This is a genomic window from Streptomyces bathyalis (assembly GCF_015910445.1).
Taxonomy (GTDB): domain Bacteria; phylum Actinomycetota; class Actinomycetes; order Streptomycetales; family Streptomycetaceae; genus Streptomyces; species Streptomyces bathyalis.
On sequence record NZ_CP048882.1, the window covers coordinates 4,283,256 to 4,295,310 of the forward strand.

Annotated in this window: 11 protein-coding genes; 9 read left to right on the forward strand and 2 right to left on the reverse strand. The window is 71.8% G+C overall.

The features are described 5' to 3' along the window. Positions 1-37: 37 nt before the first annotated feature. The 7 genes from G4Z16_RS18665 (at position 38) to G4Z16_RS18695 (ending at position 8,096) form a co-directional block, all read left to right on the forward strand. Positions 38-1,450 carry a sensor histidine kinase gene (locus tag G4Z16_RS18665; RefSeq protein ID WP_197354738.1) on the forward strand — a complete coding sequence of 471 codons (1,413 nt, stop codon included), beginning with the start codon at positions 38-40 and terminating at the stop codon, positions 1,448-1,450. A gap of 91 nt (positions 1,451-1,541) precedes the next feature. After that, a complete protein-coding gene (locus tag G4Z16_RS18670; RefSeq protein ID WP_246530935.1) occupies positions 1,542-2,279 on the forward strand; it encodes an NADPH-dependent FMN reductase in 738 nt (245 codons plus the stop codon). A 132-nt stretch (positions 2,280-2,411) separates the two neighbouring features. Further along, positions 2,412-3,329: a mycothiol synthase gene (gene mshD, locus G4Z16_RS18675; RefSeq protein ID WP_197351878.1), complete on the forward strand. Its 918-nt coding sequence runs from the start codon at positions 2,412-2,414 to the stop codon at positions 3,327-3,329. A gap of 262 nt (positions 3,330-3,591) precedes the next feature. Further along, positions 3,592-5,901 (forward strand): RNA degradosome polyphosphate kinase, encoded by a 2,310-nt coding sequence (locus G4Z16_RS18680; RefSeq protein WP_197351879.1) that lies wholly within the window; start codon positions 3,592-3,594, stop codon positions 5,899-5,901. Between the two features lie 46 nt (positions 5,902-5,947). Next, entirely contained in the window at positions 5,948-7,045 is a 1,098-nt protein-coding gene (locus tag G4Z16_RS18685) for a CHAD domain-containing protein (RefSeq protein ID WP_246530937.1), read from the forward strand. 111 nt (positions 7,046-7,156) lie between these two features. Beyond that, a complete protein-coding gene (locus tag G4Z16_RS18690; RefSeq protein WP_197354741.1) occupies positions 7,157-7,582 on the forward strand; it encodes an Hsp20/alpha crystallin family protein in 426 nt (141 codons plus the stop codon). Positions 7,583-7,697: 115 nt separating this feature from the next. After that, positions 7,698-8,096, forward strand: coding sequence for a DUF2267 domain-containing protein (locus G4Z16_RS18695; RefSeq protein WP_197351880.1), 399 nt, complete (start codon positions 7,698-7,700; stop codon positions 8,094-8,096). A gap of 43 nt (positions 8,097-8,139) precedes the next feature. Here the strand turns inward: G4Z16_RS18695 and G4Z16_RS18700 are convergent, their stop codons facing one another. Next, complete coding sequence (locus G4Z16_RS18700) at positions 8,140-8,979, reverse strand: class I SAM-dependent methyltransferase (RefSeq protein WP_197351881.1); 840 nt, start codon at positions 8,977-8,979, stop codon at positions 8,140-8,142. A gap of 364 nt (positions 8,980-9,343) precedes the next feature. On the opposite strand from G4Z16_RS18700, the gene mshA reads away from it, so the two are divergent. Together mshA and G4Z16_RS18710 are read left to right on the forward strand one after the other, a co-directional pair. After that, on the forward strand, positions 9,344-10,705 hold the full coding sequence (gene mshA, locus G4Z16_RS18705) for a D-inositol-3-phosphate glycosyltransferase (RefSeq protein WP_197351882.1): 1,362 nt from the start codon (positions 9,344-9,346) through the stop codon (positions 10,703-10,705). Positions 10,706-10,817: 112 nt separating this feature from the next. Beyond that, positions 10,818-11,306 carry a type III secretion system chaperone family protein gene (locus G4Z16_RS18710; RefSeq protein ID WP_246531322.1) on the forward strand — a complete coding sequence of 163 codons (489 nt, stop codon included), beginning with the start codon at positions 10,818-10,820 and terminating at the stop codon, positions 11,304-11,306. 122 nt (positions 11,307-11,428) lie between these two features. Here the strand turns inward: G4Z16_RS18710 and G4Z16_RS18715 are convergent, their stop codons facing one another. Further along, positions 11,429-11,848, reverse strand: a complete 420-nt coding sequence (locus G4Z16_RS18715; RefSeq protein ID WP_197351884.1) for a hypothetical protein — start codon at positions 11,846-11,848, stop codon at positions 11,429-11,431. Positions 11,849-12,055 lie beyond the last annotated feature (207 nt).

Sequence of the window (12,055 nt, forward strand, 5' to 3'; positions counted from 1 at the left end):
CCGGCTCCCGGCTCCGGCGCTGCGCTCCCGGCTGGCCATGCTCGCGGCGGTCACGGTGGCGCTCGCCGTGGCGGCGTGCGCGACGGCCTGCTGGTTCCTCGTACGGGCGCAGCTGGTCGGTTCGCTGGACGAGTCGCTGCGCAGCAACAGCCGCGTCGACCCCAGCTTCGTCGTCGGCCAGCTCAGCTCCGGGCAGTGCTCCCCGGCCGACGAGCGTGCCCCGAACCCCTTCGACGCGACGGTCCAGGTCGTCGACCGGCACGGGAAGAGCTGCGTCATCGTGGGCAGCAGGGTCGAGGTCTCGCGGGGCGACGAACGCGTGGCGGAGCACCGGCAGGACGAGTCGGTGCACACCGCCCGCAGCGAGGACGGCTCCGGGCCCGACTACCGGGTGCTGACCACGCCCGTCGAGGGCACCGACGTGGCCGTCTCGGTGGCGCGGCCGCTGACGGAGACCGACAGGTCGCTTCGGAACCTCGCCCTGATCCTCGCGCTGGTCGGCGGCACCGGCGTGCTCGCGGCCGCGGGTGCGGGCGTCGTGCTGGCGCGGGCGGGGCTGCGGCCCGTGGACCGGCTCACGGGTGCCGTCGAGCACATCGCCCGCACGGAGGACCTCGGCGTGAGCATCCCCGCCGAGGGCGACGACGAGATCGCCCGGCTGTCCCGCTCGTTCAACTCGATGACCGAGGCGCTGGCCTCCTCGCGCGAGCTCCAGCAGCAGCTGATCGCCGACGCGGGGCACGAACTGCGCACGCCGCTGACCTCGCTGCGTACCAACATCGAACTGCTCGTACGGAGCGAGGAGACGGGCCGCTCGCTGCCCGGGGAGGACCGCCGGGCGCTGCTGGAGTCCGTCAGGGCGCAGATGAGTGAACTGGCCGCGCTCGTCGGTGACTTGCAGGAACTCTCGCGTGAGATGCCGCCCTTCGGCGGCCCCGTCGCGGGCATCGCGCTGCACGACATCACCGAACGGGCCGCGGAACGCGTGCGGCTGCGCAGCGCCGGCATCACCGTCACGGTGCGCACGGAGCCCTGGTACGTGCGCGGCGAGCCGGCGGCGCTGGAGCGTTCCGTGGTCAACCTGCTCGACAACGCGGTGAAGTTCAGCCCGGAGGGCGGCAGCGTCGAGGCCGTACTGAGCGGGGGCAGGCTGTGGGTGCGCGATCACGGTCCGGGCGTCGCGGACGACGAACTCCCTTATGTCTTCGACCGGTTCTGGCGCTCGCCGTCGGCGCGGAGCCTGCCCGGGTCTGGGCTCGGGCTGTCCATCGTGGCGCGTACGGCGAGGCAGTCGGGCGGTGAGGTCGCGCTGGAGCCGGCGGAGGGCGGCGGCACGGTGGCCGTGCTGGACCTGCCCGGATCGCCGGAGCCGGAATCCGAGGACGAGGCCGATCAGGAGGACGGTGGCGGCACGGGACCGCCCGGAGGGTCAAGCTTGACTTCAACTTAACTTCATGTCTGAGCCTGGGTCTGTCACTCGCGGCAGCCGCACGTCACGGCGTGCGCGTCCGGAGCCGCGTCCGAGAAGAGGGAGCAGACCCATGCCAGGCACAGCAGCAAATGCGGCGAGCGCGGCAAAGACGGCGAGCACGGCAATGACGGCGAGCACGGCCGACGCGTCGGGCGGGACGGAAACCGAGGAAGGAACGGTAGGCACCCCCGGCGGGCCGGAGCGGACCGGCGGACCGCTGCGCCTGGCCGTCATCGTCGGCAGCGTCAGGGCCGGCCGGTTCGGACCGGTGGTCTCGGCATGGTTCGCCGAGGAGGCGCGCAAGTACGGCGCCTACGACGTCGACGTCATCGACCTCGCCGAGGCGGAACACGAACTGCCCGTCGCCTTCCCGGAGTTCGGCGAACCGCTGCCGCCCGCGGTGAAGGCCGTGCACAGCGGGCTGTCCCGCAGGCTCGCAGCCGCGGACGTCTTCGTGATCGTCACTCCCGAGTACAACCACAGCTTCCCGGCCCCGCTGAAGAACACCATCGACTGGTTCCGCGACGAGTGGCAGGCCAAGCCGGCCGGGTTCGTCTCGTACGGCGGAATGGCGGGCGGCCAGCGTGCAGTGGAGCATCTGCGGCCGGTCTTCGCCGAACTGCACGCCGTCACCGTCCGCGAGACGCTCAGCTTCCACATGGCCTGGGAACGATTCGACAAGGACGGCCGCCCCCGCGACGAGGAGGGCAGCACGGCCGCCGCCAAGGGGATGCTGCGGCAGCTGGAGTGGTGGGGGAGCGCGTTGCGTGAGGCCCGCGCCAAGTTCCCCTACGGATCCGCTGCTTGACGTCGGCCGCGGCCCCTTCACCTCCCGCCCGTCACGGACCGGACATCGATCCGGACACGGTTCCGGCGTTACCGCCGAGTTCGTGACGGGCGGGAGGTGAAGCGCCGCTCGCGTCTCGTAGGGTCGTGTCCCATGAGCGACGTGGTGGTAGTGGACGAGGCGTCGGCGGAGCTCGTGCGGGACGCGCAGTCGCTGATCGACGAGTCGGCCCGTACGGACGGTCAGTCCCCTCTCTCCGAGCAGGGCAGGCTCCAGCTGCGCGGCGGACGGCGCGCCGGCGTGCGGCATCTTCTGCTGCGACAGGACGGCGAACTCGTCGGCTACGCACAGCTCGAGGACACCGACCCCGTCGAGCCGCCCACCGGAGAGTTCGCGGTGCACCCCTCGCACCGCGGCCGCGGCTACGGGCGTCAGCTCGGGCAGGCGCTGCTGAAGGAGTCCGGCAAGCGGCTGCGCGTGTGGGCGCACGGCGGCCACCCCGCCGCACGCCATCTGGCGCAGGTGCTCGGGCTCAGCCTCTTCCGCGAACTGCGCCAGATGCGGCGGCCGTTGAGCGCGGGCGTCGACGAAGCCGCTGCTCCCGAGCTGCCGGAGCCGGTGCTCCCTCGGGGGGTCACGCTGCGCACCTTCCGTCCCGGCGAGGACGACGCGGCGTGGCTGGCGCTGAACGCCTCGTCCTTCGCGCACCACCCCGAGCAGGGCAGCCTCACCCAGCGCGACCTGGACGACAGGAAGGCCGAGCCCTGGTTCGACCCGTACGGGTTCTTCCTGGCGGAGCGGGAGGGTGCGCTGGTCGGCTTCCACTGGACGAAGGTGCACAGCGCGGAGCAGCTCGGCGAGGTCTACGTGCTGGGCGTGGCCCCCGAGGCCCAGGGCACCGGGCTGGGCAAGGCGCTCACCGCCGTCGGTCTGCGCCATCTGGAGCGTGACAGGGGGCTGCCCACGGCGATGCTCTACGTGGACGCGGACAATTTCGCGGCGGTCAGCGTCTACGAACGGCTGGGGTTCACGACGTACGAGACGGATCTGATGTACCGCACGGAGAGCTGAGCGCTTCCCCTGGCCCCGGTGGCGGCCGGGAGCCCCTTCGCGGCTGTCCCGGCGCCGCGTTCCCGGCGCCGCGGTGACCTGCCGGATCCCGGTGCGGGAGCCGCGACGCCCCGCGGATTGTGCCGGTGGTGTGCCGCTCGCCCAGCGGCCATGTGCGCGTAACCGCTGATTAAGACTGGCTTGTGAGCATCACGGAATGCAGCTCCCCGGCCGTCGCTTCCGCGCCCCTACCGCAGTCGCCGGTGCGGGGAACAATGGAGTGATGAGCGAGCCCACCTCGCACGCCGCATCCGAATCCCCCGCCTCGTTCGAGCATCGTCCCGAGGTTCTCCCGGACGGCGACGACGACGCCCGCCACGACGTCGCGTACGCCGTCACGCCCACCGTGCCCGCAGGCCGCACCGGCGGCACGCTCCCCGACCTCGGTCCGGACCTCGACTCCGACCCGGACGTCTACCCGGCGGACGCCTCGTCCGGGCAGGCGGACGGCGGGGCGGACGATCTGCCCCACGACCGGTTCCTCGACCGCGAGCGCAGCTGGCTCGCCTTCAACGAACGCGTGCTGGAGCTCGCCGAGGACGAGGAAGTGCCGCTCCTGGAGCGTGCCAACTTCCTCGCGATCTTCGCCAGCAATCTGGACGAGTTCTTCATGGTCCGCGTCGCCGGTCTCAAGCGCCGCATCGCGACCGGGGTCGCCACCCGCTCCGCCTCCGGACTGCAGCCGCGCGAGGTCCTGGACCAGATCTGGACGCGCTCGCGCGAGCTGATGGCCCGGCACGCAGGCTGCTACCAGCAGGTCATCGCCCCGGCGCTCGCCGAGGAGGACCTGCACCTGATCCGCTGGGACGGGCTCACCGAGAAGGAGCAGGCCCGCCTCTTCACCCTCTTCCGGCAGCGGATCTACCCGGTGCTCACTCCGCTGGCTGTCGACCCCGCCCACCCCTTCCCGTACATCTCCGGGCTCTCACTCAACCTCGCCGTCGTCGTGCGCAACCCGGTCACCGGGCACCAGCACTTCGCACGCGTGAAGGTTCCCCCGCTGCTCTCGCGCTTCCTGGAGGCCTCGCCGCACCGGTACGTACCCGTCGAGGACGTCATCGCCGCGCACCTCGAGGAGCTCTTCCCCGGCATGGAGGTGCTGGGGCACCACATGTTCCGCGTGACGCGCAACGAGGACCTGGAGGTCGAGGAGGACGACGTCGAGAACCTCCTCCAGGCGCTGGAGAAGGAACTGCTGCGCCGCCGCTTCGGGCCTCCGGTGCGCCTGGAGGTCGAGGAGTCCATCGACCCGTACGTGCTGGACCTGCTCGTGCGGGAGCTGAACGTCTCCGACGCCGAGGTGTGCCCGCTGCCGGGGCCGCTGGACCTGACGGGGCTGTCCGGGATCGTGGACGCCATGGACCGGCCGGACCTGAAGTACCCGAAGTTCGTCGCCGGCACGCAGCGCGATCTGGCCCAGGTGGAGTCGGCACAGCCGCCGGACATCTTCGCCGCGCTGCGCGAGCGCGACGTGCTGCTGCACCACCCCTACGACTCCTTCTCCACCTCCGTGCAGGCGTTCCTGGAGCAGGCCGCCACCGATCCGGACGTACTGGCGATCAAGCAGACGCTGTACCGCACCTCCGGTGACTCCCCGATCGTGGACGCCTTGATAGACGCGGCCGAGTCCGGCAAGCAGGTGCTGGTGCTCGTCGAGATCAAGGCGCGCTTCGACGAGCAGGCCAACATCAAGTGGGCGCGGAAGCTGGAGGAGTCGGGTTGCCACGTCGTGCACGGGCTGGTCGGGCTCAAGACGCACGGCAAGTTCTCGCTGGTGGTGCGGCAGGAGGGGGAGACGCTGCGGCGCTACGCACATGTCGGCACCGGCAACTACCACCCCAAGACGGCACGCCTCTACGAGGACCTGGGGCTGCTGACCGCGGACCAGAACGTCGCCGCGGATCTGTCCGACCTGTTCAACCGGCTGTCCGGTTACTCGCGACGCGAGTCCTACCGGAGGCTGCTCGTGGCGCCCACCTCGCTGCGGGACGGGCTGATCTCACGCATCCAGCGGGAGATCCACCGGCACGAGGCGGGAGAGCCGGCGTACGTGCGTTTCAAGGTCAACTCCATCGTCGACGAAGCCGTGGTCGACGCGCTCTACCGGGCCTCGCGTGCGGGCGTCCCCGTGGACCTGTGGGTGCGCGGGATCTGCACGCTGCGTCCCGGCGTTCCGGGCCTGAGCGAGACGGTGCGGGTGCGCAGCGTCCTCGGACGGTTCCTGGAGCACTCGCGGATCTTCGCTTTCGGGAACGGCGGCGACCCCGAAGTGTGGCTCGGCAGCGCCGACATGATGCACCGCAACCTCGACCGCCGTATCGAGGCGATCGTGCGCGTACCCGATCCGGCGCACCGGGCGACGCTGGCGAAGCTGCTGGAGACCGGAATGTCCGACGACACCACTTCGTGGCACTTGGGCCCGGACGGCGAGTGGACGCGGCACGCACACGACGCGGAGGGCCGTCCGTTGCGCAACATCCAGGAATCGACGATCGAGCGCCGAAGGCGCCGGCGCGGACCGGCGCCCGGCTGACGGACCACGGAGTTTCGGAACGACGGGGTGAGGGGGTGACGCAACCGTGACGGGACAGGTGGGCGGGCTCGCCGTGTCCGCGGCGCTGGAGAGCGCGGACCCGGCCGAGGTGCTCAGCCGGAGTCTGCACGCCCGGGCGGCCGACTTCCTGCGCAGCCTGCGCATGCACCAGGAGAGCGCGGGCAGCGCGCAGACGGCCGCCGCGGCGGAAGAAGCGGTTCGCCAGCTGCGGCGTGCGTCCCGGCGGATCGGCTCCGCCCTCCTCACCTACCGGCCGCTCGTCGACGCCGCCTGGGCGGACGAGCTGAGCGGTGAGCTGCGGCATCTGTCGGGCACGCTCGCCCGCGAGTACAGGTGCTCGGCACGCCAGGCCCGGCTGCTCGCCGCGCTGCACCGGCTGGCGGTGGAGGGGGTCGGCGGGGACCGGGCGGCGGCGCTGTTGGAGCGGCAGCACACCCTGGCCCGCAGCCGCGCGCACTCGGCCGCGCTGGAGACCCTGGTGTCCTCCCGCTTCCACGCTGTCGCGGACGCCGTGGCGGTGCTGGCCTACGAGGTGCCGCTGGCGCCGGGCGCCGAACAGGGCAGTGCGGCTGCCGTGCTCGTACCGCTGGCGGAACGCGCGAGGGAGCGTCTCGTCCGCGCGGTCGAGGCACTGCCGCCGCCCGCACGGGTGGCTGCGCGGCCGCAGGACGGACAGGAAGGTCACGAGGTTCCGCAGGCGCGGGGCGGCCACGACCTGCAGAACAGGCAGGACACCGCATGGTTCGAGGTGCGGATCCTGCTGCGGCACCACCGCTACGCGCAGGAGGTGCTGTACGCGGCCGGTGCCCCATCGGAAGACGTCCGTCCCGGCGGAGAGCAGCAGGGGGCCACGGGCACGCACGGCCCGGACCAGCTGCTCCGGGCGGCGAGCGCTGCGCTCGACCGGTACCGCGACTCGGTGGAGGCGGCCGAAGCGGCTGCCGCCGCCGCCCGCACACCCCGCATCGCGCCCGCCACGGCGTACGCGCTCGGCGTGCTCCACGCCGGCCAGCGTCAGGAGGCCGAGGTGGCCCGGCGCGAGTTCGGCACGTTGTGGCAGCAGGTGATCAAGGACGAGCGGACGGCCGGGCAGAAGCGGGAAGCCGCACAGCAGGCCGTCTGACCTGGTCAGGGGACTACTTGAGTCTGCGGTTGTCAACTTTCCTCGGGTTGGTGTATATAACAAAGCACATGGCATCGCACGTAGTGCAATCCACGGAAGGAGATGACCGTGATGCTCATGCGTACCGACCCGTTCCGGGAGCTCGACCGCCTCACCCAGCAGGCCTTCGGAACCCCGTCACGCCCGGCAGGGATGCCGATGGAGGCGTACCGCTCCGGCGACGAGTTCGTGATCCACTTCGACCTCCCGGGCGTCGCCCCCGAGACCATCGATCTCGACGTCGAGCGGAACGTGCTCACCGTCCATGCCGAGCGCCGCTCACCGGCACCGGAGGACGCGGAACTGATCGCCGGCGAGCGTCCCGTGGGCAAGTTCAGCCGCCAGGTCTTTCTCGGGGACACCCTGGACTCCGAGCGGATCGACGCGACCTACGACGCCGGCGTGCTGACCCTGCGCATCCCGGTCGCCGAGCAGGCGAAGCCCCGCAAGATCGAGATCAGCGGCGGCAGTTCGACCCCCCGGCAGCTCTCCGGCTGAGACCTGACTCTCATGTGATCTCCGACTCTGTCGCACATTCCCGGCCGCTCTCCTGGGCACAACGGAGAGCGGCCGCCCAGGTCAGCCGAACGAGAAGGGAAAGGGACGGACAGGTATGCAGTGGAACGAACTCGTGGCCCGGATCCGTGAGCACGGCCGGTACACGACGGACGCGGAGAGCAAGCAGGTCGCCCGGCTGGTTCTCTCGGCTCTCGGTGGCCACCTGAGCGACGACGTGCGTGAGCGGGTCGCGGAACAGCTGCCCGCGACCGCCGCCGAGTCGCTGAGGTACCAGCTGCCCGCGACGAAGCCGCTCACCGGCCCGGAGTTCGTGGACACGGTCGCACGGCGCCTGCAGGACGCGACGTCCGCGACGGCCCGCTGGGACGTCAGCTCGGTGCTGGCGGTACTGGCGGAGGTGTGCGGCGACGACCTCACCGATCAGGTGATAGCCGATCTGCCGCCGGGCTACGCCCTGCTCTTCGGGCGCGCCGAGCTGCTGAGCGTCGCCTGAAGGGCGGCACCCCCGGATCCCTCGGTGAAGCGCTGGGCTGCCGTCAGCCGCCGCGCGGGGCGAGGGCCCGCCAGCCGACGGTGACCTCGCCCTGCCGCCAGCGGTGCGGCCCGTCCCTCACCGGCCACTCCCCGGCCAGCGCCCGCACCGCACGTATCCAGCGCTGCCGGGCGCTCAGCGCACCGTAGGGGGCAGCGGTCGCCCAGGCGCGGTCGAAGTCGCGCAGGAAGGCGTGGACGGGTTCCCCTGGAACGTTGCGGTGGATGAGCGCCTTCGGCAGACGCTCCGCCAGATCGGACGGCACCGTCAGTGACGCCAGCCGCGTGGCGAAGGTGACCGTGCGCGCGCCCTCAGGCCCCAGCGCCACCCATACATGACGACGTCCGATCTCGTCGCAGGTGCCGTCGATGAGAAGGCCGTCCGGCGTCGCCAGCCGCTCGCACAGCCTGGCCCACACCGGGGCGACCTCGGCCTCCTCGTACTGGCGCAGCACGTTCGCGGCCCGGATCAGTACGGGGCGCGCGCCGCCCGGCAGCGGCACCTCGAAGCCGCCGCGAACGAAGCTCAGCCCGTCGCGCTCGTACGGGCGCGCGTTGGCGACCCGCTCCGGATCGATCTCGACCCCCACGACGCGCACGTCCGCGCGGACCTTGCGCAGCCGCTGCATCAGCTCGACCGCCGTCCACGGAGCGGACCCGAATCCCAGGTCGACCGCGACGGGCGGCCGGTGACCGCTCCCGGGCCGCGAGCCGTCCGGGACGGAGCGCCGAAGCACCGGGGCGTGGACGGCGGCGATCCACCTGTCCATGCGGCGCAGCCGGTTGGGGCTGGTGGTCCCGCGCGTCACGTTCCCGACGGAACGGGGCGTGGGGCGGGCTGTCATGCCATGAGCGTACGGGGCGGTGAACGGGCGGCAGGGCGGCGGTGACCGCTCGTCCGGCGCTCCGGAGCAGGTCGCTCGGGCGGCCCCCGAGGCCGGGCACGGGGCCGATGCGGCGCCTCGGTGAACGGGCTCGCCGTGCGGTGACCTCCCGCGTCGCGTTCGGGCGGAATTGCGATCTCACGATTCGGAACGGACGCGTTGTCACGATTCGGCAAAGCCGAAATGGGAACCAGCCCCTCCGGTGTTCTCGCTGAGAGGGCCTAAGGCTCTGCGTACGCATGCCCGCCGCACGGGTGTGCCGCAGCGTCCCCGGCACCGGGCTGCACCTGCAGCGGCAGGCACGCATACGAGGAGGCATTCGTCCGTGAGCCAGTACATGGCGCGGCTCGGCCAGCTCCGCACAAGGCTGCCCCAACAGCAGCGGCCGCGGCTGCGGCTCGGTGCGGCACGGCGGCCCCGCCGGGTCGCCATGCTGAGCGTGCACACCTCCCCGCTGCACCAGCCGGGCACGGGGGACGCGGGCGGCATGAACGTCTACATCGTCGAACTCGCCAAGCAGCTCGCCGCGCACGGCACCCAGGTGGAGATCTTCACGCGCTCGACGGCCGCAGCCCTGCCGCCCAGCGTCGAACTGGCCCCCGGCGTCCTCGTCCGGCACATCGACGCGGGCCCGTACGAGGGCCTGGCGAAGGAGGAACTGCCCGCGCAGCTCTGCGCCTTCACGCACGGCGTGATGCAGGCGTGGGCGGGACACAGGCCCGGCCACTACGACCTGGTGCACTCCCACTACTGGCTTTCCGGGCACGTGGGCTGGCTCGCCGCCCAGCGCTGGGGCGTTCCGCTCGTCAACGCCATGCACACCATGGCGAAGGTGAAGAACGCCGCCCTCGCCGAGGGCGACACCCCGGAGCCGTCCGCCCGCGTCATCGGTGAGACGCAGATCGTGCGCGCCGCCGACAGGCTCATCGCCAACACCGCCGAGGAGGCCGACGAGCTGCTCCGGCACTACGAGGCCGACCCTGCCCGTACCGCTGTCGTGCACCCGGGCGTCAACCTGGAACGCTTCCGGCCCGCCGACGGACGCACCGCGGCCCGCGCCCGTCTGGGGCTGCCGCAGGACGCCGTCATCCCGCTCTTCGCGGGACGCATTCAGCCGCTGAAGGCCCCCGAGATCCTGCTGCGCGCCGCCGCGCTGCTCGTACGGGACGAGCCTTCGCTGCGCCGCCGGCTGCTGGTCCCGGTCGTGGGCGGTCCGAGCGGCAGCGGACTGGCCAAGCCGGAGCGGCTGCACAAGCTCGCCGCGAAGCTCGGCATCTCGGACATCGTGCGCTTCCATCCGCCGGTGGGGCAGGAGGAGTTGGCGGACTGGTACCGGGCCGCCAGCGTCCTCGTCATGCCGTCCTACAGCGAGTCCTTCGGGCTCGTGGCCGTCGAGGCGCAGGCCTGCGGGACGCCCGTGATCGCAGCGGCGGTCGGAGGGCTGCCGGTCGCGGTGCGGGACGGGGTGAGCGGCTTCCTCGTGGACGGCCACGATCCCCGGGCGTACGCGCGGGCCCTGCGGCACTTCGTCACGGACGCGGCGGACGGGCCCGCCGAGCGTATGGGCGAGGCCGCGGCGCGGCACGCGGCGGGGTTCGGCTGGGACACGGCCGCGGCAGGCACCCTCGAGGTCTATGCAGACGCGATGCACGATCAGCGGCGTCGCCTACGATCGGCCCATGGCTGACGCCGACTCTGATGCGAAGGGCGCCCGTGGCACCGGGGGCGCCGGATCTGCCGAGGGCACGGACGGTGCGGATACCGGGCGGGACGAGGGCGCGCTGAGCCGTGCCCGCGGCATTGTCGAACAGGCTTTGAGCGAGGCCGAGTTGGAGTGGGAGAGCCCCGGGGAGGGCACGTACGTCGTCACGCTTCCCGGCACGCGCAAGCTCTCGACGACCTGCTCGCTCGCCGTCGGAAGGCATTCGCTGTCCGTCAACGCCTTCGTCGTGCGACGCCCGGACGAGAACCACGCGGCCGTGCACCGCTGGCTGCTGGAGCGCAACACCCGCCTCTTCGGGGTGAGTTACGCCCTGGACAAGCTCGGCGACATCTATCTGACGGGCCGGCTGCCGCTGAGCGCGGTCACGCCGGAAGAGGTGGACCGGCTGCTGGGGGCGGTGCTGGAGAACGCCGACGGTGCCTTCAACACCCTTCTGGAGATGGGTTTCGCGTCGGCCATCCGCCGCGAGTACGACTGGCGCACCTCGCGCGGCGAGTCGACGCGCAACCTCGACGCCTTCACGCATCTGACGGGAGGCACGCCGGACGGCGGCAAACGCGGCTGACGGCCGGCGGGGCGCGCCCGGTCCGTCATGCGTCGCCCGGCGTGCGACCCGGGGTCGATTCGGGAGGATCGAGGGTTCGGGGGAGAGGGTCGGGGACGTTCAGGAGACAGGGGCCGGGGCGTTCAGGAGACCTCGCCCGTGTCCTGCTCCGAACCCTCCACCTCGAAGGTGACGTCGCCCTTGTTCTGCTCTGCGTTCAGGTCCCCGGTCGTGATCGGCTCGTTCTGGGTCTGCATGTCGATCGCGCCGGAGTTGCTGCCCACCTCGTGGGCCGAGGAGTCGCCAGGACCTTGCTCGCTGATGACCCGGCCGTCGTGGAGCACGTAGTAGATGTTCACGGTGACGGGGCGATTGGAGGCCAGAGCATCCTTGACGGCCTTGGATCCGGCCGATGCCGAGGCCTTCTTGGCGGGCGCCGAGGACTGGGCCGCCGCGGCGGTCTTCCCGGCTTCCCTGACCACGGCCGAGGCCGAGGGTACGGCGACGAGTGAGACCGCGAGTGCGACACCGGCAGTGGTTATCGCGCGTGCGAGGTTGATCATCTGCTTCCCTTCCGAGGTTGCCTGCACGTGGATGACGTCCGCACGGCGCGGGCGCCGGTTCCATCGTGTGAGGCGCAACTCCGCAATGCCTCCGCGGAAAGCTCCGCCGCCCTTCCCCGCACCCGGCATCGGGCGCGTGGAGAGGCGTGAACAGGGGCTTACGGACTCGGAGATGCGTGCTCCCCCAGAGGTGTGAGCGGGCCGGTG

What these genes read in the sequence shown, in the direction of transcription:
- G4Z16_RS18670 (WP_246530935.1), top strand. Translation starts at nt 1,542, where the DNA reads ATGCCAGGCACAGCAGCAAATGCGGCGAGCGCGGCAAAGACGGCGAGC.
- G4Z16_RS18715 (WP_197351884.1), bottom strand. Translation starts at nt 11,848, where the DNA reads ATGATCAACCTCGCACGCGCGATAACCACTGCCGGTGTCGCACTCGCG.
- mshD (WP_197351878.1), top strand. Translation starts at nt 2,412, where the DNA reads ATGAGCGACGTGGTGGTAGTGGACGAGGCGTCGGCGGAGCTCGTGCGG.
- G4Z16_RS18680 (WP_197351879.1), top strand. Translation starts at nt 3,592, where the DNA reads ATGAGCGAGCCCACCTCGCACGCCGCATCCGAATCCCCCGCCTCGTTC.
- G4Z16_RS18690 (WP_197354741.1), top strand. Translation starts at nt 7,157, where the DNA reads ATGCTCATGCGTACCGACCCGTTCCGGGAGCTCGACCGCCTCACCCAG.
- G4Z16_RS18665 (WP_197354738.1), top strand. Translation starts at nt 38, where the DNA reads ATGCTCGCGGCGGTCACGGTGGCGCTCGCCGTGGCGGCGTGCGCGACG.
- G4Z16_RS18700 (WP_197351881.1), bottom strand. Translation starts at nt 8,979, where the DNA reads ATGACAGCCCGCCCCACGCCCCGTTCCGTCGGGAACGTGACGCGCGGG.
- G4Z16_RS18695 (WP_197351880.1), top strand. Translation starts at nt 7,698, where the DNA reads ATGCAGTGGAACGAACTCGTGGCCCGGATCCGTGAGCACGGCCGGTAC.